Source organism: Ruminococcus sp. RTP21484sp1_RTP21277st1_D2_RTP21277_210401 (genome assembly GCF_040924225.1).
GTDB classification, from domain to species: Bacteria; Bacillota; Clostridia; order Lachnospirales; family Lachnospiraceae; genus Blautia_A; species Blautia_A faecis.
The window spans coordinates 48,526-69,390 of record NZ_JBCOMJ010000029.1; the positions used below are offsets into that span (position 1 = coordinate 48,526).

17 protein-coding genes and 1 tRNA gene are annotated in these 20,865 nt (G+C 43.0%); 4 read left to right on the forward strand and 14 right to left on the reverse strand.

The features are described from left to right. Positions 1-69 precede the first annotated feature (69 nt). Positions 70-951 carry a homocysteine S-methyltransferase family protein gene (locus AB5706_RS17370; protein WP_368357208.1) on the forward strand — a complete coding sequence of 294 codons (882 nt, stop codon included), beginning with the start codon at positions 70-72 and terminating at the stop codon, positions 949-951. Positions 952-1,080: 129 nt separating this feature from the next. Here AB5706_RS17370 and AB5706_RS17375 read toward each other — a convergent pair whose 3' ends face one another. The 13 genes from AB5706_RS17375 to AB5706_RS17435 all read right to left on the reverse strand — a co-directional run bounded on the left by AB5706_RS17375 (position 1,081) and on the right by AB5706_RS17435 (position 15,718). Next, entirely contained in the window at positions 1,081-2,376 is a 1,296-nt protein-coding gene (locus AB5706_RS17375; protein ID WP_368366218.1) for a DUF362 domain-containing protein, read from the reverse strand. A gap of 71 nt (positions 2,377-2,447) precedes the next feature. Then, positions 2,448-4,058: a phosphoenolpyruvate--protein phosphotransferase gene (ptsP, locus tag AB5706_RS17380; RefSeq protein ID WP_368366219.1), complete on the reverse strand. Its 1,611-nt coding sequence runs from the start codon at positions 4,056-4,058 to the stop codon at positions 2,448-2,450. A 102-nt stretch (positions 4,059-4,160) separates the two neighbouring features. Next, entirely contained in the window at positions 4,161-4,820 is a 660-nt protein-coding gene (locus AB5706_RS17385) for a hypothetical protein (protein ID WP_368366220.1), read from the reverse strand. Positions 4,821-4,826: 6 nt separating this feature from the next. Next, the gene (locus tag AB5706_RS17390) at positions 4,827-5,765 is read right to left on the reverse strand and encodes an ImmA/IrrE family metallo-endopeptidase (RefSeq protein ID WP_368366222.1); all 939 of its coding nucleotides are present in this window, start codon (positions 5,763-5,765) and stop codon (positions 4,827-4,829) included. Next, positions 5,752-6,096: a helix-turn-helix transcriptional regulator gene (locus AB5706_RS17395; protein WP_294671091.1), complete on the reverse strand. Its 345-nt coding sequence runs from the start codon at positions 6,094-6,096 to the stop codon at positions 5,752-5,754. Before AB5706_RS17395 ends, AB5706_RS17390 begins: the two co-directional genes overlap by 14 nt. A 278-nt stretch (positions 6,097-6,374) precedes the next feature. Beyond that, a complete protein-coding gene (locus AB5706_RS17400) occupies positions 6,375-7,403 on the reverse strand; it encodes a polyamine ABC transporter substrate-binding protein (RefSeq protein ID WP_173736489.1) in 1,029 nt (342 codons plus the stop codon). A gap of 73 nt (positions 7,404-7,476) precedes the next feature. Further along, positions 7,477-9,324 (reverse strand): extracellular solute-binding protein, encoded by a 1,848-nt coding sequence (locus tag AB5706_RS17405; RefSeq protein ID WP_368366223.1) that lies wholly within the window; start codon positions 9,322-9,324, stop codon positions 7,477-7,479. A gap of 9 nt (positions 9,325-9,333) precedes the next feature. Continuing rightward, entirely contained in the window at positions 9,334-10,155 is an 822-nt protein-coding gene (locus tag AB5706_RS17410) for an ABC transporter permease (RefSeq protein ID WP_148461825.1), read from the reverse strand. Next, a complete protein-coding gene (gene potA / locus AB5706_RS17415) occupies positions 10,155-11,198 on the reverse strand; it encodes a spermidine/putrescine ABC transporter ATP-binding protein (protein WP_195590438.1) in 1,044 nt (347 codons plus the stop codon). Before potA ends, AB5706_RS17410 begins: the two co-directional genes overlap by 1 nt. Before the next feature lie 106 nt (positions 11,199-11,304). After that, entirely contained in the window at positions 11,305-12,210 is a 906-nt protein-coding gene (locus AB5706_RS17420; protein ID WP_334285097.1) for an ABC transporter permease, read from the reverse strand. Continuing rightward, on the reverse strand, positions 12,207-13,184 hold the full coding sequence (locus AB5706_RS17425; RefSeq protein WP_330382688.1) for an ABC transporter permease: 978 nt from the start codon (positions 13,182-13,184) through the stop codon (positions 12,207-12,209). The genes AB5706_RS17420 and AB5706_RS17425 overlap by 4 nt, the downstream gene beginning before the upstream one ends. Further along, complete coding sequence (locus tag AB5706_RS17430) at positions 13,184-14,332, reverse strand: ABC transporter ATP-binding protein (RefSeq protein WP_368366224.1); 1,149 nt, start codon at positions 14,330-14,332, stop codon at positions 13,184-13,186. The genes AB5706_RS17425 and AB5706_RS17430 overlap by 1 nt, the downstream gene beginning before the upstream one ends. Before the next feature lie 447 nt (positions 14,333-14,779). Beyond that, positions 14,780-15,718: a hypothetical protein gene (locus AB5706_RS17435; RefSeq protein ID WP_368366225.1), complete on the reverse strand. Its 939-nt coding sequence runs from the start codon at positions 15,716-15,718 to the stop codon at positions 14,780-14,782. Positions 15,719-15,937: 219 nt separating this feature from the next. Between AB5706_RS17435 and AB5706_RS17440 the strand changes: the two genes are divergently transcribed. Next, on the forward strand, positions 15,938-16,423 hold the full coding sequence (locus AB5706_RS17440) for an ureidoglycolate lyase (protein WP_118578965.1): 486 nt from the start codon (positions 15,938-15,940) through the stop codon (positions 16,421-16,423). Between the two features lie 128 nt (positions 16,424-16,551). Further along, positions 16,552-16,624: transfer RNA gene (locus AB5706_RS17445), tRNA-Thr, on the forward strand. Between the two features lie 133 nt (positions 16,625-16,757). On the opposite strand, the gene glgB is transcribed toward AB5706_RS17445, so the two are convergent. After that, the gene (gene glgB / locus AB5706_RS17450) at positions 16,758-19,100 is read right to left on the reverse strand and encodes a 1,4-alpha-glucan branching enzyme (RefSeq protein WP_368366226.1); all 2,343 of its coding nucleotides are present in this window, start codon (positions 19,098-19,100) and stop codon (positions 16,758-16,760) included. A gap of 214 nt (positions 19,101-19,314) precedes the next feature. Here glgB and AB5706_RS17455 point away from each other — a divergent pair, with 214 nt between their 5' ends. After that, positions 19,315-20,289, forward strand: a complete 975-nt coding sequence (locus AB5706_RS17455; RefSeq protein WP_173719451.1) for a carbohydrate kinase family protein — start codon at positions 19,315-19,317, stop codon at positions 20,287-20,289. The last annotated feature ends 576 nt before the right edge of the window (positions 20,290-20,865 follow it).

A 20,865-nucleotide genomic window follows, 5' to 3' on the forward strand; every position in this document is an offset into this window, starting at 1 on the left:
CAATGGGCGGCATGTTATGCAAATATCTTTTAAATGCAATATTCTGCCAATTTAAGGAGGAATTACAATATGACAAAACAAGAGTTTCAGGAACTGACACAGAATATTGTTCTTCTGGACGGCGCTACAGGTTCCAACCTGATGGCAGCCGGTATGCCGAAGGGTGTATGCACAGAGGAATGGGTGCTGGCGCATAAGGATGTGATCCAGAATCTTCAGAGAGCTTATGTTGAAGCGGGAAGCAATATTATCTACGCTCCTACTTTTGGCGGCAACCGTGTAAGCCTTACCATGCATGGTCTGCAGGACCGTATGGAGGAGATCAACCGCACTCTGGTTTCCTATTCGAGAGAAGTCGCTGATGCGGCAGACCATAAGGTTTACGTTGCTGCAGATATTACCACCAGTGGTAAAATGATGGCTCCTGCCGGGGAGATGACCTATGAGACAGCTTTCGAAATGTATCAGGAGCAGATTGGAATTCTGAAGGATTCTGGCGTGGATCTGATCGTTGCTGAGACCATGATCAATATTGAAGAGACTCTGGCAGCTGTGGATGCTGCTTCTACAGTTTGCGAGCTGCCGATTATGTGTACCATGACGGTAGATGCAGACGGAAGTATTTTCAGCGGTGGAAATGCTATCGAGGCTGCTGTTTCCCTGGAGGCTGCAGGTGCAGATGCTGTGGGCGTGAATTGCTCTGTTGGTCCGGATCAGCTGGTTTCTGTTATCCGCAATATTAAAGAAAATGTCTCCATCCCGGTCATTGCCAAGCCGAATGCCGGTATGCCGTTCATTGATGATAAGGGAAACGCCGTTTATTCCATGAAAGCGCCGGATTTTTCCAGACATGTGAAAGCTCTGATTGATGCAGGTGCCGGTATTGTAGGGGGCTGCTGCGGTACTACACCGGAATATATCAGGGAAGTGGCGAAGATGATCGGACGATAAAATACATAAGCCACTGTAGAACGTCACAACTTAGTTGACGCTCGGTAGTGGCTTTTCTTCTTTATCTCCGAAATTACTCTGATGTTTCTCCGATGTTTTCTCCGATGTTCCCTTCGGAGTATTTTACACTCACTTCACCTTAATCGCCTTCTTCGGGCACATTTCCTGACAGCAGAAGCAGCGGATACATTTCTTATAGTCATAAACTGGCGGCTGTTTTTTTCCATTTCGGAAATCTACTGCTTTGCCTGGAACAGGACAGCTGTTTACGCAAATTCCGCAGCGTACACATTTATCCGCTTCAATATAGGGTTTCTTCTGAAATATATTTAAAGCTTTTGCAAGCTTTGTCCAGATATTGCTGCGGACTTTGGTACGATCCACGTTAAAGTGTGGATTCCCGTATTGTTCCACTAATTCCTTCATGGAAATCATACTGCACTGCGGTCTCATTCCCCAGGCAGGTTTCTCTGCAGCATTTTCTCTGCTCCTGTCATTCTTGATTCTGCCCTCACTTCCGTGTTCGATTCTGTCCTTGATTCTCTCCTCTCTTCTGCCATTTTTCAGCCAGGTGCTCTCATCTTCTTCCATCCCGGAAGCCAGAATAACTTCAATATTCTCTTCCATATAATTCCCCAGTCCCATCTTCTCCCCATGATAATTGGTGGGTACCATTTCCGGCTTCAGGTAGACCAGTCTTGCAAATACGCTGTCAAGTGCCACTGGATCCATAGACATAAGAATCATGTTCATGGCCACCGGATCTCCGGAACCTGGTCCATTTCCCTCCATTGCAGTAATTCCATCCATAATGTAGAGTCTGGGCTTCACATACTGGTTCAGATCAATGAGCATGCGGGCAAAGCTGTCCGCACTTGGATATTTTGTGTGACCAATTGCTTTGTTTTTTCCATAGATGAAGCCGTAACTATTCTTCACAGCACCTGTAATGCGCTCCAGGGCATGGGTTTTCATCTTGGAAAGGGATATGACGCAATCTGCTTCTAATAATTCCTTCGGGAGAATAAACTCTTTTGCCTGAGTTCCCTCCGGATTATCCACATGCACACCCTTGGTATAGTCAATAGCCGGAATCTGGTATTTCTCCAGACAGGTGTCCATTCCGGTGCCCTGGATGACCTGCCTGGTGGTGCCATGGCCACAGGAATCTGCCAGTACGATATTTTCATATTCCTCTTCTCGCAGGATCCGGGCAAAAGCGCCCACTACTACAGGATGGGTAATCACCGCTTTTTCTACTTCTGCTTTTTTCAGAAGATTGGGCTTCAGAAGGATTTTTTCTTCTTTATTTATAAAAGATTCCAGACCACCAAGCTGATCCAGACCGATTTTCAGGAGGGTATATATTTTTTCCTCATCATAATCGTCGCAGCGCAATACGATTACTTTACTTTTCTTATCCATGAATTTACCTTTTTTGCAAATCTGGCGTATTCAAAACATTACTCCGGATCTGGCACCTTCTTTTTATTCTCTCAATCTTCCACACGGGCTGCCCGGAGCGCCTTTCTCACCGGCAAAATACATGCAGGTACCACAGACAGTGCATCCACGCCCATCCTGAGAAAGGTTTCTGTCAGCCTGGTGTCTGCTGCCAACTCTCCGCAAAGGCAGACCTTGCAGTTCTGGGCATGCCCCGCTTCCACGATCATCCGGATCATTTTTAAAATAGCCGGATGATGATCATTATACTTCTTCTGAAGCAGTGGATTCTGACGGTCCATTGCCAAAGTGTACTGGGTCAGGTCATTGGTTCCGATTCCAAGGAAATTTACCCTCTTCGCCAGTTCTTCCCCGATCATCACAGCAGCCGGGGTTTCCATCATAATACCTGTCTGAATCTCTTTAAACGGTATTCCCACGGCCCGCAATTCATTTTTCACCTCTGCCACCAGCACTTCGATTTCATCCATTTCCTCTTCCCCGCAGATCATAGGGTACATCATTCCCAGATTGCCGTACCAGCTGGCACGGTAAATGGCGCGTATCTGCGTTTTAAAAAGATTTTTCCGATCCAGACAAAGACGAATCCCACGGTTTCCCATAAGCGGATTGGTTTCTTTCGGAATTTCCAGGTAAGAAGCCTGTTTATCCGCGCCAAGATCCGCAGTACGAATGATAACCAGACGGTCACCCATTGTCTGGGCTGTTTTTTTATACGCCTGAAAAAGCTCCTCTTCTCCAGGATAGTTTTCCCTGCCAAGATACTGAAACTCGCTCCGAAGAAGACCAATTCCACGTGCACCGTAATAGAGCGCACTGTTCAGGTCGTCCAGGTTACCGATATTTGCATATATTCCCACTTTTCGTCCGTCTTTCGTCACATCTTCTGCATCCTTTAGCTGCAAAAGAGCTTCCCGCTCCACCAGATCAGCTTTGCGGCGGATTTCATATTCTTTGCATACTTCTCCATCTGGTTCCAGATAAAAAGTACCGGTATAGCCGTCTATAATGGCAATGCTGTCTTCCCACTCTTCTTCTGACTGCGGAATTCCGATACCGGTCACGCAGGGAATGTCCATGTTTTTCGCAAGGATTGCCGCATGGGAAGTGGCAGAGCCGCTACGGGTAACAATCCCCAGAAGCTTCACCTTATCCATCTCCATCAATTCTGCTGGTGACAGGGTTTCTGCTGCCAGAATCACCGGCTCCTCGCCAAGGTCGATCCGGTTTTCATCCTCTCCCAGAATTTCAAGAAGCAGATTGGATACACGGCTGACATTGTAGATTCTATCCTTTATGGAAGGATCATTCAGGCTGGAAAAGGTGCTTTCAAGTTCATCTCTGGTGGTCTGCACCGCATAGGCGGCTGTTACCTTTTCTCCGGTAATCATGCTTTCCACCGCCCGAAGGAAGCTGCCCGAGCCAAGAAGCTGGGCCTGCTCCAGAATTTTCGTGTCTGACATTCTGTCATATTCTTCTTTTAAAGTCTGCATCACATGTCTTCTTGCCACATCGAAGCTTCTCAGTTCCCTTTTCACATCATCTGCCTGATGCTGGCGGATCTGATATTCTCCCTTCCGGTAAAATCGAATTTTCCCAATGGCAATTCCGGCAAATGCAGAAGAACCTTTATATATTTCCATCTTGTGTCTCCTCGTTATTTGTCACTTAGTCAGGTATTGTGAATCGCCACAAGCTACATAAATGCAGGTCGAAATTTTATAATCTTCAACAGGATAGTATACTTATAAATACTCTTGTGATGCCTTAATATACTCACTTAATGTCAATGGAAGCCCATGTCTTTTTATGACATCTGCACAATATTTTTTATAAATAGACTTTAATCCCTTGCTATTTGAACTGTCATTCTGTTGTGCGTAATACACAAATGCCTGAAGTATAATAATGTCAAATGTTATAATATCTATATTCTTCAGATCTTCCAATTCTCTTGCCACATTATCAACCATAATTTCTTTTGAGCAAAAATAATTTATATTGTAATATGCAGCATATGCCAAACTATAAACCTCTCCTCTGTCTTTAGAACGCCCTCTTTCATAGTTAACTAATTCATGCTTCGATATATTATTAAAAATTGTTGTGTATTTAGGGTCTTTTCCATATAATCCATCTTCTTTGACTATCGTAATGTTTTTTCCTATATAACTATCAACAAAATTACGAGATTCTTCGTCTAATTCTTTGTATACCTCTTCATGAATATAAATATCCGTAAAACTTTCAAATAAAGGTTTTATATATAATCGCTTTATATTTTCAAATGAACAATTTTTATCTGAAGTTCTTTCCGATATTCCAACCATAAAAATATTGGCATCAAAAATGATTGGCTTGTTAAGCAAATCATGCAAAGCTGTCTTTTTTAACGGTGTATACATATAAACTCACCCCCGCTTCGCATTTATAATAGAAAATAATTCTTCATCATCCTCTTCTTCATCATCAGAAATTTCATCTTGTTCAACTAACTCATTGATAAGATCCATATCTAACGAGAGAATTTTTGCATCCTCGATAATGTCTTCTTTTGATGCATTACCAGTAATAAATGATGTTTCCATATCCTGATACGTTTTACTATACGGAATAATAAAATTATTCACTGTACCATATAACATAGAAACAGGTTCACTAAATATTTGAATTTCTTGAAGTACTTTTTTAATAAACCCATAGTTTTCAATATATTTTTCTACATTTTCAGTAAAATGTTCCTCTTCGAGTCTATAAATAACTGCTTTAAGTGGCATTTGATATTTTACTGTCATCACAATAATAAACGAAGCAATCTGATTAAAATTCAATGATTTAAAATCTGTTGCTCGCAGACTTCTGCAATAATCCCTGACTTCACGATTTAAAGCCTCCTCTGGAAATAATATCTCAGCTGCAAATCTGCATGCTTTCTTTTCATTTACATCCTTAAGCATACTAAAATCGCAAATGTATGGTTTCTCCTTAAACACCTGATAGTCCTTAATATAATGATAGAATTCATGTGCTGCTGCAAAAGCCTGATTTACCAATGGCTTATTACTATTCAATATAATGTATGCTCTTTCTTTTCCCATTGTTGGAATATACAACATACCATCAATTTTGTCTGATTCAAATGAAACCAGTTCGAATCTAATATCACTGCTCTGTTTTTGAATCCAGTTAAACACTCCTATTCCCATTGGAGCAGAAGCATAATCAACTCTTTTTTCCCTGGCTAGTTTTTTTATTGCGTCAATCTCGTCTAAAGAAAGCGAAGTTGTATTAAAATCATATTCTTTTTGATAATATTTTTCAAATAATTCATTGTTATCAATCGACGACATAACTACCTCTCTTTGCAAGCATTTCATATTTTTCCTTGATTCTGATACGTTCAGCCATTTCCTCAATTTTTAGCTTATCAGATTCCTCAAGACTACCCATAAGATATACAAGCGCATCTGTTGTAGATTCAACAAAATAATCATCAGCCTTTTCTCCTGTTAAACTACAAATTTTGCTTAACAAATCAATGGTAGGCACCTGTTTACCATTTTCCAATAATGAAAGAGTAGGTCTTTTAATATCAAGTTTTTGAGCAAAAACCTCCTGAGACTCTTTTCCTCTAAGAGCGACTAAGTCTTTACAAAATTTTTCTAAATTAAATTCCTTCATATCAAACCTCCCAAAAACTGCATGTTAATTATCTTAACAAAATCATCTATAACTGTCAATGAATTCGTTAGTGTTTTTAACATCATTATACGTCATATTATGCTATGTTGACAATATTTTTAACATCATATTTGAAAATAATTCAAAACTGAATCTATTTCACAGTTACAAATCCAGAGTAAAAGAGCCTGCAAAGAAAATCCCCCAATGTTTCCAGGGGGCATTCTCTTATGCAGACTCTTTTTTAATTCTTACCGTAATAACAGTAATTCACTCACTTAATCGCAGGCAGCCTTAAACTCAGTCCAGTTCTTATTATACTGTTCCTCAGCTTCCTGACTTACATTCTTAATACTCTCTCCACTTGTTACACTGTCCGGAACCACCAGGTTCTCGTCTACCAGCTCGTCTGCAGCCTTGTTGGTGCAGTAGTAACCGATATAATTGAAGCACTGCGCCGCAACCTCCGGTCTTAAAATGTAATCTACAAACTGGTAAGCTGCCTCTGCATTGGGAGCCTCGCTTGGAATAAACATTCCCATAACACCGAAGCCAAGACCTTCCTCCGGATAAACCACTTTCAGATCCGGGTTCTCTGCCAGAGCTGCAGTTACCTGGGATGTGTAAAGGAACGCTACAGAAGCCTCTCCGTTGAGCAGAGCATTCTGGGTGTTGTCATCCTGGATCATACGCACATTGGGTGCCAGCTCTACCAGCTTTTCACCAGCTTCTGCAATGGTATCTACGTCTTCTTCATTCATACTCTTACCCATGGTGAGAAGAGTAATGCCGTTGATCACACGGTAGTTGCCGATCAGCGCTATGCTGTCCTCCAGAGACGGATCCCACAGATCAGAATAGCCCTTAATGTCAAGATCAACCTCCTCCGGATCGTATACGATCAGTGGAATACCTGCGCCATATGGCACGGTGTACTCGTCCTTCTCATCATAGAACTGTCCCTGGTAAAGAGGATTGATGTTTCCCCAGTTGGAGATTTTGTCTTTGTCAAGCTTGGTGGCAAGACCTTCTTCCACGATTTTCTCAAGGATGTAGTCATCTGCGATTACCACATCATAGTCTCCGCCTTTTGCCATGGAAACCTTCTCCAGCATGGTTTCGTCAGTGTCAAAGTTGGAATATACAATCTTACATCCGGTCTCTTCCTCAAAGCCGTCCAGGACCTCCTGTGGGAACATTCCCTCCCAGGTATAAAGGACAAGCTCGGAGTCAGCTGCGTATACAGGTGACAGGCTGCCACAGATTGCTGCTGCAGCAAGAATTACCGCAAATACCTTTTTCTTCATAATCATTCTCCTCTTCTTCAAAAACATAGCCGGCTTCTGCCAGCCACGTTTCCGTTTTTATAAATTTCCATGTTTACTCTGCCTTGATCTTCGTCCACAGCTCCGCATATTTCTGCTTGATCTTCGGTTCCTGATAACGGAAGATCTCGCTGTTCGGATTTTCAAAATCCGGGATATAGGAGGAAACGCCCTCATACTCTCCGGTGATCATAGTTTCGTAAACACTCTTTACAGGAGAAGTATAACCTACTTCTTCCGTATTGGAAAGAGCAGATTCTTCATTTAGCATAAAATTAATAAACTGATGGGCAAGCTCTGTCTCATTGCAGTCCCTTGTGATAACCATTGCATCATACCAGTTGTTGGTTCCCTGACTCGGTGTGAAGTAATCCATATTCGGATTTTCGCTTATAATATAAGAACCATCTCCGGAATAAACAACTGCCATAGCCTTGTTTCCGGAAATCATATTGTCAATGACGTCATCACCTGCGTAAATCGGGTCCATGGTATTTCTCTGGTCAACCAGCCACTGGTAAGCTTCCTGGATCTGATTCTCATCTGTAGTATTCATGGAATATCCAAGAGCCTTCAGTGCTATCATAAAGGAATCCCGCTCAGAATCATACATGTAAATATTTCCTTTATATTTGGTATCCCTGAGAAGATCCCAGCCCTCCTGAAGATCTGCCGGATCAACCACAGTCGTATCATAAAGAATACCAACCGTTCCCCAGAAATACGGGCAGGAATAACGATTTCCCGGATCATAGCTTTTATTCATGACCTCATCCATCAGGCTGCCCTTATTCGGGATCAGATCCCAGTCAATATATTGTAAATAATCCTCTTTAATCAGACGCTCGATCATATAATCAGAAGGGATCAGCACGTCATAGGACTCACCGCCGGAAAGCTTGGTGTACATCATTTCGTTGGATTCGAAGGTTTCGTAAACTACAGTACAATTATATTCCTGCTCAAACTGTGTCAGAAGATCCAGATCCATATATTCTCCTGCATTATAAACCTTCAGGACATGGTTCTCCGCTGCACTGCCTCCGCACTTGATCAGTCCGAAGCCAAGGGCGAAAACCAACAGAAGGGCGATCACGCGCTGAATCTTTTTTGCATGCTTGCTGGCATGCTTTTCCAGGAGCTTTGGAAGCACGTTGGCAAAAACCATGACAAGCACAATGACCAGGATTACAATTGTGGACAGGGCGTTGATGGTAGGGTTGATTCGTTTGGTCATATTATAGACCACAATGGAAATATTCTTTACACCGTTTCCGGATACAAAGTACGAAATTACGAAATCGTCAAAGGACATGGTAAATGCCAGCAGCGCACCGGCGAAAATGCCGTCCTTGATCATGGGCACGATTACCTTGGTCAACGCCTGGAACGGGGTTGCTCCAAGATCCATGGCTGCATTTGCCAGGTTCGGGTCAAGGCTTCGCACCTTGGGATAAACACTGGTGATCACATATGGCGTGCAAAAGGAAATGTGCGCCAGAAGCATGGTAAAGTACCCTTTCCGGAAGCCCAGTGAAGAAAACAGAAGCATCAATCCGATTGCGGTAACAATATCCGGGTTCAAGATGGGCAGGTTGTTGATATTTAAAAGTGTTTCCTTTAACACCTTCCTGGACTTGGAAAGACCAATTGCAGTGATGGTTCCCAGCACTGTGGAGATCACAGTTGCCAGGATGGCGATAGTCACAGACACGTAAACCGCTTTACTGACTTCTGTATTATGCAGCAGCTCTGTATACCATCTCATGGAAAATCCCGTAAACCTGGTCAGGGATTTGGAGGAATTAAAGGAAAAAATCATGGTCACCAGGATTGGCAGGTAAAAGAATACCAGACAGATGGCCACATAAAATCTCTGAAAAAAGCTTGTTTTTTTCTGCATGATACTCTCCTATTCTCCTTTTTCCTTGTCCATCCGCTTCATCAGACTCATGGAGATCAAAATGATCACCGCCAGAATCATGGAAATGGCACTTCCAAAATTCCAGTCTCCAACTGAGATAAACTGGGACTCGATCAGGTTACCGATGAGCATGTACTGTCCACCTCCCAGAAGCTTCGGGATAACGAAGGAGGAAATGGCAAGAAGGAAAACCATCATAATACCATTTACCACCCCTGGCAGGGACAGCTTCCAGATTACCTTCCAGAAGGTCTGGAAACGGTTGGCTCCCAGATCGTAGGCTGCCTCGATCAGGGATTTGTCCATTTTATTTAAGGAAGTATGGATAGGAATGATCATAAAGGGCATAAAGTTGCAGATCAGACCTACCATTACGGAAAAATCCGTATACATCATGCTGATAGGTCCCAGTCCGATTTTTGCCAGAAGGTTATTGATGATTCCGTTATCTGCAAGAAGATTCATCCACGCATAAGTACGAAGAAGCATGTTGATCCACATTGGAATGGTTACCAGCATAATGAGAAGTCCCTGGACTTTCTCAGAGCATCTCGCAATGATTAGGGCAAGGGGATAGCCAAGCACCAGACAGATAAAGGTGGTGAGAAGTCCCAGCCAGAAGGATTTCAGGATCACATTCAGGTAGGTAGCTTCCAGGAATTTGGCAAAATTTCCCCAGGTGAAGGAAAGTGTCATTACTTCATTTCCTTCTGTGGTGAACGCATACAGGGCAATGAGAAACAGTGGGATCACAAGGATAACAATTGCCCAGATAAAGTAAGGAATGATCAGGCGCTTAAACTGTTTCATCAATAAGCTCCCATTCTGTACATGACGTGAATGTCTTCCGGTCCAAATTTCAGTCCTACCTGGCGGCCCACTTCCGCATAATCGGTGGTCTGAACTTTATAGGTGCGCAGTTCTGTTTCTACGAGAATTTCGTAATGAACGCCTTTGAAAGTGACGTTTCGGACAACACCGTTGATTTTCGCCTGAGATGGTTCCACAATGTCAAGATCCTCAGGACGAAGCACAACCTCGATTTCCTCATTATCTTCAAAGCCTTTGTCCACGCATTCGAATTCAAATCCGTCGAACTGAACCAGATAATCTCTGATCATAATTCCTTCTATAATATTGGACTCTCCAATGAAGCCTGCTACGAAACGGTTTTCGGGCTCGTTGTAAATATCGGTTGGAGAACCGATCTGCTGAATTTCACCGTTATTCATAACGACCACAGTATCAGACATGGAAAGGGCTTCCTCCTGGTCATGCGTAACGTAAATGAAGGTAATTCCAACCTCCCGTTGGATTTTTTTCAGCTCAATCTGCATCTGTTTTCGTATTTTCGCATCCAGGGCGCCAAGAGGCTCGTCAAGAAGAAGGATTTTCGGCTCATTTACCAGCGCACGGGCAATGGCAACTCGCTGCTGCTGTCCACCGGAGAGCAGGGTGACATCTCTTTTTTCGAAGCCCTCCAGGCCTACCATTTTTAGCATTTTGGTGACTTTCTGGGCGATCACGTCCTTGTCCACTTTTTTCAGATTCAGACCGAATCCAATGTTCTCTGCCACATTCAGATGGGGAAAAAGGGCATATTTCTGGAAAACGGTGTTTACCTCTCTCTTATATGGAGGCAGCTTGGAAATCTCAATTCCGTTAAACAATACTTCGCCGCCGCTTGGCTCCTCGAAGCCTGCAATAATACGAAGGGTTGTGGTCTTTCCACAGCCACTTGGTCCCAGAAGGGTGAGAAACTCGTTCTCATAGATGTCCAGATTGATTCCGCGGAGAACCTGCTGGTCATCAAAATTTTTTGTGAGGTTTTTCAACTCTATGAGTTTGTTCATTCGTGTGCTCCTTTCCGTCCCTAAGTGGAAATATCCATATATTTCCTTATGCCGTGAAAAAACCGGCTTTTATCAGGTGATTTTTTCGCTGATTCCTGTGAGCAGACTACTTATACTTCCTCTTTAACTTCTTTATAAGAGAGTAAACAAGAAGAATCACCACTGTAAAAGCCAGCATAATCGTGCACAGGGCATTGATTTCCGGCGTGACACCGGTTTTGATCTGAGTGTACACCTTAATTGGCAAGGTAGACAATCTCGGACCGTTAATAAAAATACTGATTACCACGTCGTCCATGGACATGGCAAAGGCAAGCAATGAGCCGGACGCAACAGCTGGCATGATCAGTGGCAGCGTAACGTCAAGAAAGGCTCTCATGGAAGTAGCTCCAAGATCCCGGGCAGCTTCCTCAAGGGAAGGATCCATGCCCACAAGTCTGGCTTTTACTTCCATCAATATATAAGGAATGCAAAATACCGTATGTCCGATCAGCAGAGTAAGCATTCCGAAGGGCAGGTTCAGCATGTAGAAAAATGCCATCAGCACCATACCCAGAATAATTTCCGGTATCATAAGGGGCAAAATGGAAATGTACTCCAATGCGCCTTTTGTTTTCCAGTGAATCCGTGACAGGCCTACAGCGCCTAAAGTTCCGATAACTGCTGAAACCGCGCAGCTGGCCACGCCAAGGATCAGGCTGTTTACCAGTGCTTCCATCATGGCACTGTCTGCGAAAAGCTTTTCGTACCACTGGAGGGAAAATCCGGTGAGACGGACAGGCAGCTTGGACTCATTGAAGGAGAAAATGATGACTACGGCTACTGGGAGGTACATTAAGAAGAAAATGATACCAAGGTATATCTTCTCAAAGCGGGTGCTCCGTTTCATGCCAAAGCCTGTATTTCTCTTCTTTCCAAACTTTTTAACTAATGTACCGTTTTTAGCCTCGGCGCCTTCACCTTGCATTTTCGGATTCAGCACTTCTATTTCATTATTTTGTGTTTTTATCATCCCAGCCCCTCCACTTCTTTCGCATTGGTGACCTTGCGGTATAGCAGAATCATCAAAGTGGTAAGGATCATCATGATCACTGCCAGAGCTGCCGCAAAGGGCCAGTTATTTCCCCGGGTCATCTGATCCTGTATCAGGCTACCTACCAGCACAACTTTGTTTCCGCCCAGGATATCTGCTATGAAAAACAGTCCCATAGATGGAATAAAGGTAAGGATCACACCGGACAAAAGTCCTGGCAGGGTCAGCTTAAAGCTGACTGTCCAGAAGGCCTTTGCCTTACCTGCCCCCAGATCACGGGCGGCTTCTACCAGTGACCAGTCCAGTTTTTCCGCACTGGAATATACTGATAAAATCATAAATGGCAGCAGTACATATATCATACCAATGATGATTGCCGGGTAGCTGTACATGATTTTCAGCGACTTCTCGATCAGGCCAAGCTTTTTCAGCACAAAATTCAGAACGCCTTTTTTCTGAAGGATGATGATCCAGCCGTAAAGTCTGATCAGGGAATTCACCCAGAAAGGAAGCATAAGAAGAAGCATAGCTTTCTTTTTGCCGCCTGCTGGTAATTTCGCCATAAAATAGCCAAAGGGATACCCGATCAGGGTAATAAAAACAGTACTTGTAATGGCCAGCTGGAAGGACTGGACAAAGGTATCCAGGTACACTGGTTCCAAAATCTTCCTGTAATTATCCAGTGTAAAAATCCACTGTACACCGTGGACTTCTCCGGGAGTGGCAAAGCTTAAGGCAACCATATAGATAAGAGGACAAGCCACAAAAATCAGGGTAAAAATGTAGAGTGGCAGAATCATCCAGATGGTGGCGCGGGTATGCCTGGTGGATGCAGCGCTCTTGCTATTGCCGCGGATATTCTTTGCAGATGCAGATTCCTGGCTGTTGCCGTGGCTGTTCTTTACAGGTGCAGATTTCTGGCTGTTGCCACGGCTGTTACTGAGACCGCCCATCACTGATTTCCTCCTGACATATCAGCAGGCTCTTTCGTCTTAAACTCCCGATCTACTACAATTGCATTTCGCGGATCAAAATACCATTTTATCTGCTGACCTGGCTGAATGTTTGCATTCATGCCAAACCGGCTGGCTGTGAGTTCTGTGCCGTCAGACAAAGCAAGCAGAACTCGCAGCTGACCTGCAGCGAAATTCTTCTCCTTCACAGTTGCGTGAAGATGTCTGCCAGTTCCCTCAGCTTCATTTTGCTCAACTACATTTTCCATTTCAGCTTCATCCAGCAGAATATTTTCGCTTCTCACAGCCAGGGTAAGCTGCTCTCCCACCTTTACAGTCTCTTCTGTATAAACGGAAACAGTGTCATTTCCTATTTCAACCTGTGCATAAGAACCATTTATTTCTGCAACTTTTCCTTTTAAAATATTGGCATTTCCCACAAAGGTTGCCACATAGCTTGTTTTCGGATGGTTGTAAATCTCATCCGGAGTGCCGATCTGCTCAAACTGCCCCTGATTCATTACCACGATCCGGTCGGACATATTAATGGCCTCTTCCTGGTCGTGGGTGATATAGATAAAGGTAATTCCAAGCTTCTTCTGCAGTCGCTTCAGTTCCAATTGCATCGTCCGTCGAAGCTGTAGATCCAGAGCTCCGAGAGGCTCGTCCAGAAGCAGTACACGTGGATTATTTGCCAATGCTCTTGCAATGGCTACACGTTGCTTCTGTCCACCGGAGAGCTCCGCAGGTTTTCGTTTCTCGAAACCTTCCAGCTGAACCAGCTCCAGCATTTCCTTAACCTTTTTCTTTATATCCGCTTTTGATACTTTTCGTATTTTCAGACCATACCCGATGTTATCCGCCACGTTCATATGGGGAAAAAGGGCATAATTCTGAAATACCGTGTTCACATCTCTCTGGTTTGGCTCCAGATTCGTCACATCTTTCCCCTCCAGCCATACACTTCCGCTGTCCGGCTGCTCAAGTCCTGCGATAATGCGAAGAGTGGTCGTCTTGCCGCAGCCGGAAGCACCCAGCAAGGTGACGAATTCCCCCTGATCAATTTGCAGATTGATTCCCTGTAGAACATATTCTTCTGATGTAAAACTTTTTTTCAGATTTCTTAATTCAAGAAATGAGTCAGACATTTGTCTCCTCCTTTCTGGAGCGTGTTTGAAAATTATTCCTGCAGGCTTCCACAAATTGTGACACGCATTTTGAAGAAAGCCTTTTTTAACACGCTCTGCTGTAATGTTAAGTGAAGTACGAAAAAAATACGGGATACCCCTATAGCCATACATTCAGAAAATCTCTATATAAACACGGTGCATGTTTATATAGCGCCATTACTGTATATTGCTATATCGGTAACCCGTATTCCCATATAATTCTTCAAAAAAAGGTACAACTTTTCTAAAAAGCCTGGGGCGGAATAACCTGACATGTACCTCATCTCCTTTGTTTGCAATCAAGGTGTATTCTATCATAGAATGAATCATTTGAAAACAGTTATTTTCCCATTGATAACATATTTTTTCATTTTCATTTAACAGATCAGGAGCAGAACCAAATTGGCTCTGCTCCCTTGCAAAATGTTATCCAATATTATATTTTTTACGTATTTCTTCTTTATCTTCTTCAGAAATTTTAAGTGCATCCATAGCCTGATCCACAGACCAGTTCATTGTTTCTGTAAGAGTTTTAATTGAAGAAACCAAACTCTCGCAAACTCCTTTTTCATAATTTCTCTGTGCTACATCGTCAAGAACATGTCCCACATCTGTTACCTCACTTTCTAAATCCATTTCCATTTGGATTCCAAAATCGTCCTGCAAAATCATCCTTTTCTCTGAAGCATTCCGTTTATCTGAAAGTAAAACTTCCAACATTCGCAGGATGCCAGACGCTTCTTTATCATATGCATCCCCAAGGCATATAATCACATTTGTCAGAAGATCGTAATTTTCTTCTTTTTCATGTACATTTCCTATCATATTTTCCTCTTTTAGAGAATACCGATTAATTGTATTTTTTCGGTAATTTGGAGGATTTATACATATAAATACGTTATATACCTTCTTTATCTTTTCGTAATGTGAGTTTGTAAAAACCGTTCCATACTGTGAAGAAACCATCCTACAACAATAATAAATGCTACGCTTAATGATGGGATACCCAGGATAATAATTATTCTGAGGTTCCACATTAATGATCAGACTCAATCGATTGTCAGTGCCTGGTATCAATGCACTAAAGCGAATATCATAGGTTACTGTTCCTTCCGCTATGGTCGTATCTTCAGTAGATAGTCCTTTTATCAATTCGGGAGTTTCTTCATCCGGATATACTGGAATTTCAGAAACATACAAATCTCCTTCTATGTATTTCTCTGCAATTTCCTGTATTGCACACTCCCTGTACTCCTGCAGACAGCTTTTCATAATCCATGCAAGAATAATCTTGTTTGACAATAATTTCTTACATGCGTTATCATACGCTGCCTTTTCTCCTGCGGTAGAAAGCATTTTTGACAATTTGTTTGGTACTTTCATTCACCACAAGCCTTTCTTTATGAACTTTATCTACATTTTTATAATAACACATACTGCGTTCTTAAATCTATAAAACTTTTATTAAAAATATTAACTGCCTTTCTTTATTCACACTATCCATTTAAAGATATTTATTGAGCTTTTTCCAACACCATGATACAATAGCTTCAAGGGTTTTTACTACATTTGAGGAGGTTTACCATGAAAGAAATTACAGCTGTAAAAATTAATCCAACAGATTTTGCGCCCTTTGGCACCTACTGTTCCATGACTGAACCGGAAGGTTATCCTTTACAGGGCGAAATCCACAAATTTTATCCCGATCGTATCTCAGGTACCTGTATGGGAAGTATGGGATTTTCTCCCATTGCCGTACGCAAAGATGAGCGAATCGTTAAGATGGCAGAATACCACACAACCACCTGGGAAGGCATCGTAGCTCTGGATGATGATATGATCATTCATGTTGCTCCTGCATCTGCCGGTACGCCAGTCCCGGAACTTACAAAGGCCTTCCTTGTTCCCAAAGGATGTATGGTAAAGATCAATGCCGCTATCTGGCATTTATGTCCTCTGCCTGTAAACAACGATGTCCTTCATGCAATGATCATTTTACCGGAATGTACTTATGCCAATGACTGTACGGTAGTTGAGTTTGAGGAAAAAGACTGGTTTAAAATCGTATAATCAGAATTTTCACCCACGATAAATCAGAATTTTTACCCAAGATTTTCTTGACAAATGGCTGCTTATAACTTAAAATATCTTTTGTGTCTGATAAGTGTATAAATTTTTATACACTTATCATTCCATAAGCTGGAATAGCTCAGTCGGTAGAGCACTTCACTCGTAATGAAGGGGTCGTGAGTTCGAGTCTCATTTCCAGCTTTTTTTATTTGCATCAAATAGATATTCCTAATCTGCTTCGCTGCTTACTTATTGTAAAAAGATTCAAAAAGACTGCATTCCTCACATCTGAAATTCAGATATGTAAATGCAGTCTTTTTTGCTATTTTATTACTTATTTGCTATTTCTGTCTGCTTTGTTATTGTCATTTTTTACTGTGGCTCTTTTCTTCACTGTTTCTGCCTTTTTCTCTGCCTTGACAGCTTCTTCTACTTTCGTAGCTTTTTCTTCCTTTACTGACTTCTTTGCTGGAGTTTTTGCCTTCACAGTCCTTACCAGTTTTCCTACAGTCTTATCTTTCGCAGTCTTATCTTTCGCAGTCTTATCTTTCGCAGTTTTCGCTGCGGTCACTTTCTTCCTGGCTGGGGCTTTCCCGGGAGTGCAGCTGTAGATGCTTACACCAAGTGCCGGCAGTTTCACCTTAATAGAGTGCTCACGTTCGTCGCACTCTTCTGCTTTTGCTGTCTTCACACGAGAATTTACTACACCCTCGCCGCCGAATTCTACTGCATCGCTATTAAAGATTTCTTTATATTTTCCTGCAAAAGGCACGCCCACCTGGTAATTCTCGTAGGGTATTGCGGCGAAATTACAGATTACAAGCAGCGTTTCCTCTGGTTTCTCTGTCTTACGCAGGAAAGTGATCACATTCTCCTCGTATTTCATCAGCTGAACCCACTCAAATCCGTCATACTCATCATCCATCTGATAAAGAGCAGGCGAACTCTTATAAAGGGTATTCAACGCCTGAATGCATTTGGCAAGTCCCTCCGGCATATCAGTCCCCGGTGCCATCATTTTACAGCCAGGATGCACCATCATATAGGAATAAGCCTCTCTCACCTGTGCCAGCTTCTGCTTCTCATCTCCCGGAAGTTTCGCCATAAACTCATTCAGGCTTCCCACATCTCTGTTTCCAAGAGTCAGAATATAATGCTCAGAATATGCATATAAGGTGGACAAAGTCAGCTGGTCATGATAATTCTTCCGCAAAATCGGATCTACTGACAGATAGAATAGGAAATCTCTTGTCCATCCGCCACTCCACTTATAATCAAACCCAATGTGATCATTCTCCACACTGTCAGTCAGCTCCGGCCACAGACCATCCTCCTGTGCGATCAGAAGTGCCCCTGGATCACGCTTCTTCAAAATAGAATTCAGATGCTTCAGAAATTCAATGGCAGGAAGGTTCTCATTGGAGCCATACATATTCGGTGTCCATCCATCCTTTCTTCCATAATCCAGATAAAGCATGGCATCTACATCATCCATACGAAGCCCGTCCACATGGAAAACCTCCAGCCAGAAACAGGCATTGGAAATCAGGAAATCCATTACCATAGGACTGTCATAATTATAAAGCATGGTGCCCCACATTGGGTGGACTGCCATTTCCGGGTCTTTCACTTCATAAAGGGCTGTTCCGTCAAATTTCTCCAGACCGCCTGCGTATCTCGGGAACTGTGCCGGTGACCAGTCAAGGATCACGCCTATTCCCACCTGATGAAGCTCATCTACCAGTGCTGCAAAATCTGCTGGTGTGCCATAACGTGTGCTGACTGCAAAGTATGCAGATGTAGGGTATCCGTCTGAGCCATCCTCCAGAAATTCCATAACCGGATGAAGTTCCACATGAGTATATCCCTTTTCTTTCGCAAAAGCCACCAGCTCTTTTCCTGATTTCCACTGTCCCAGACTTGTCTCATAAATGGAAACCGGCTGCCTGCGGTCATCGTATTTCTTACGTTCAGCCATCCAGCTGCTGTCGTTCCATGTAAAATCAGAAACATCTGCCACAACAGAATTCCACAACGGTGCAGGCTGGGTTCTGTTTCCATAAGGATCTGCCTTCTGAAGGAGCACATCCCCTTTCGCCTTAATTTCATAACGATAGGCATCTCCCGCCTTTACTCCCGGGATAAAAAGTTCAAAAAGGCCTGACATGGGCATCTTGTGCATGGGGAGTGCTCTGCCATCCCAATTATTGAATTCGCCAACCACACTTACCCGAACTGCATTGGGTGCCCACACTGCGAAATGAGTGCCTGCTACCCCATTCATCACCATGGGATGTGCGCCCATTTTCTTATAGGCTTCATAATATACGCCGCCAAGGAAGGCTCTTTCATCCTCTTCTGTGAGAAGTCCGCCAAATGCGTAGGCATCCTTAAAGTTCTTCGTCTCCTTCTCAAACTCTACCTGAAATTCATAATCCGGAATTCTTCTGCCTGGGATCAGCACTGCATAATAGCCAGCCTCGTCCTCCAGCTCCATTTCATATTTCGTGCGCCCTGTAACCACTGCCGCAGCTCTGGCTTCCGGAAAAAAGCCCTGTATCAGCACACCATCCGGTGTCAGCCTGGGTCCCATCACATCTCTTGGCGCTGTCTCTTCCCCGTATACAACCGCTTCAATTTCTGGCCAGTCCATATAATCATATACTGTTTTGCTCATAAGTCTCTCCATTTCCCCGCCAATTTTCACGGACTGTCGGATTTCCGGAAAATATGTTAATATTGTTATATTTTCCCGTCGATCCGACCATAATTTTGATATTTCTATTTTACCATTTTAAGCGGGAAAAAGAAAGAAATTTGTTTGACAAATACACACCTCTGCGTTAAATTATTGATATATGATTTTGAAAACACCTAAGGAGGATTTTTCAATGAGTAATCGAAACTACGACGTAACTGCACTTGGCGAGCTTCTCATCGATTTCACAGAGAATGGAACCAGCGCACAGGGCAACCCAATCATGGAAGCGAACCCGGGCGGAGCTCCATGTAATGTTCTGGCTATGCTTGAGCGCCTTGGCAAGAAGACCGCTTTTATCGGAAAAGTTGGAAAGGACATGTTCGGAAACCAGCTGAAGGCTGCTGTGGAAGAAGTTGGAATTGATACAAAAGCTCTTATTATGGATGAAGAAGTACATACCACACTGGCATTTGTCCACACCTATCCGGATGGAGACAGAGACTTCTCCTTCTACCGTAATCCAGGTGCTGACATGATGCTGACAAAGGATGAGGTTCCGGATGACCTGATTCGCGACTCCCGTATTTTCCATTTCGGAACTCTCTCTTCTACCCATGAGGGCGTACGTGAAGCTACACGTCATGCCATTAAGGTGGCAAAAGAAGCCGGCTGTATTATCACCTTTGACCCCAATCTGCGCCCGCCACTCTGGAAATCCCTTGAGGATGCCCGTGTCGAAATTGAATACGGTCTTACCAAATGTGACGTTCTGAAGATTTCCGACAACGAAGTGGAATTCCTTTTTGATACCACAGACTACGACAAGGGCGCTGCGCTGATCGAAGAGAAATATCACATCCCGCTGGTTCTCATTACACTGGGTAAAGACGGAAGCCGCGCTTATTACAAGGGACGCCGTGTAGAGTGCGCTCCATTCCTTCAGGAGCACACCATTGAGACCACAGGTGCCGGAGACACCTTCTGTGCCAGCATCCTGAACTATGTTCTCGACCACGGTCTGGAAGACCTCTCCGACGAGAACCTAATGGAAATGCTTACCTTCGCAAACGCAGGCGCATCTCTTATCACTACCCGCAAGGGTGCTCTCCGCGTGATGCCAACTCGCGAAGAGGTTGAGGAATTTATTGCAGAAAGTGGCAGATAATCCACATAAAAAATAAAACATATAAACAATAAAAACAGGAATTCCTAACTAGAAAGAATTAGTTATTCCTGTTTTTATTATTAAAATATTTTTTTTCTTTTATTAAACATTCAGGTTGTGTTCCTTTAGCAGAACTGTTATAATTGTTATATGGGTGTTGCCATAACGGTAGGCGGTTAGTCCTTCAACAGAGGGACTGTGACCCTCTGATTACATAGAAACCCGTAAGGGAATTCAGTGGAAAGGAGGGCTAAGCCAATGAGTATTGTTGACCTTATAGCAGTTGTAAGCTTCGGCTTAACCTGCTTTACAATAGGATACACATTGGGTAAAGATGTAAATAATACACAAAAATAGCCGCCCTGTCTGTAAACTAAGCGGCAATTTTTGCTAACCAGTATATGGGCTAACCGTCTATCGGCAACACTCTTTTTCTATACTTATATTAACATTCTGTTGTCTTAATGTCAATTATCTATATTCGAATTTATTTCACCACGTATGAACCATTTATGATAATGTCCTAATATACCACAAAGGAAAATGTCCCAATGTAGTATAATGCTTCCATCAACA

Excerpts from the sequence above, each read along its gene's own strand:
- AB5706_RS17430 (WP_368366224.1), bottom strand. The coding sequence starts at position 14,332 with ATGTCTGACTCATTTCTTGAATTAAGAAATCTGAAAAAAAGTTTTACA.
- AB5706_RS17420 (WP_334285097.1), bottom strand. The coding sequence starts at position 12,210 with ATGATAAAAACACAAAATAATGAAATAGAAGTGCTGAATCCGAAAATG.
- potA (WP_195590438.1), bottom strand. The coding sequence starts at position 11,198 with ATGAACAAACTCATAGAGTTGAAAAACCTCACAAAAAATTTTGATGAC.
- AB5706_RS17440 (WP_118578965.1), top strand. The coding sequence starts at position 15,938 with ATGAAAGAAATTACAGCTGTAAAAATTAATCCAACAGATTTTGCGCCC.
- AB5706_RS17425 (WP_330382688.1), bottom strand. The coding sequence starts at position 13,184 with ATGGGCGGTCTCAGTAACAGCCGTGGCAACAGCCAGAAATCTGCACCT.
- AB5706_RS17370 (WP_368357208.1), top strand. The coding sequence starts at position 70 with ATGACAAAACAAGAGTTTCAGGAACTGACACAGAATATTGTTCTTCTG.
- AB5706_RS17375 (WP_368366218.1), bottom strand. The coding sequence starts at position 2,376 with ATGGATAAGAAAAGTAAAGTAATCGTATTGCGCTGCGACGATTATGAT.
- AB5706_RS17395 (WP_294671091.1), bottom strand. The coding sequence starts at position 6,096 with ATGAAGGAATTTAATTTAGAAAAATTTTGTAAAGACTTAGTCGCTCTT.
- AB5706_RS17405 (WP_368366223.1), bottom strand. The coding sequence starts at position 9,324 with ATGCAGAAAAAAACAAGCTTTTTTCAGAGATTTTATGTGGCCATCTGT.
- AB5706_RS17455 (WP_173719451.1), top strand. The coding sequence starts at position 19,315 with ATGAGTAATCGAAACTACGACGTAACTGCACTTGGCGAGCTTCTCATC.
- AB5706_RS17385 (WP_368366220.1), bottom strand. The coding sequence starts at position 4,820 with ATGTATACACCGTTAAAAAAGACAGCTTTGCATGATTTGCTTAACAAG.
- AB5706_RS17400 (WP_173736489.1), bottom strand. The coding sequence starts at position 7,403 with ATGAAGAAAAAGGTATTTGCGGTAATTCTTGCTGCAGCAGCAATCTGT.
- AB5706_RS17390 (WP_368366222.1), bottom strand. The coding sequence starts at position 5,765 with ATGTCGTCGATTGATAACAATGAATTATTTGAAAAATATTATCAAAAA.
- AB5706_RS17410 (WP_148461825.1), bottom strand. The coding sequence starts at position 10,155 with ATGAAACAGTTTAAGCGCCTGATCATTCCTTACTTTATCTGGGCAATT.
- ptsP (WP_368366219.1), bottom strand. The coding sequence starts at position 4,058 with ATGGAAATATATAAAGGTTCTTCTGCATTTGCCGGAATTGCCATTGGG.
- glgB (WP_368366226.1), bottom strand. The coding sequence starts at position 19,100 with ATGAGCAAAACAGTATATGATTATATGGACTGGCCAGAAATTGAAGCG.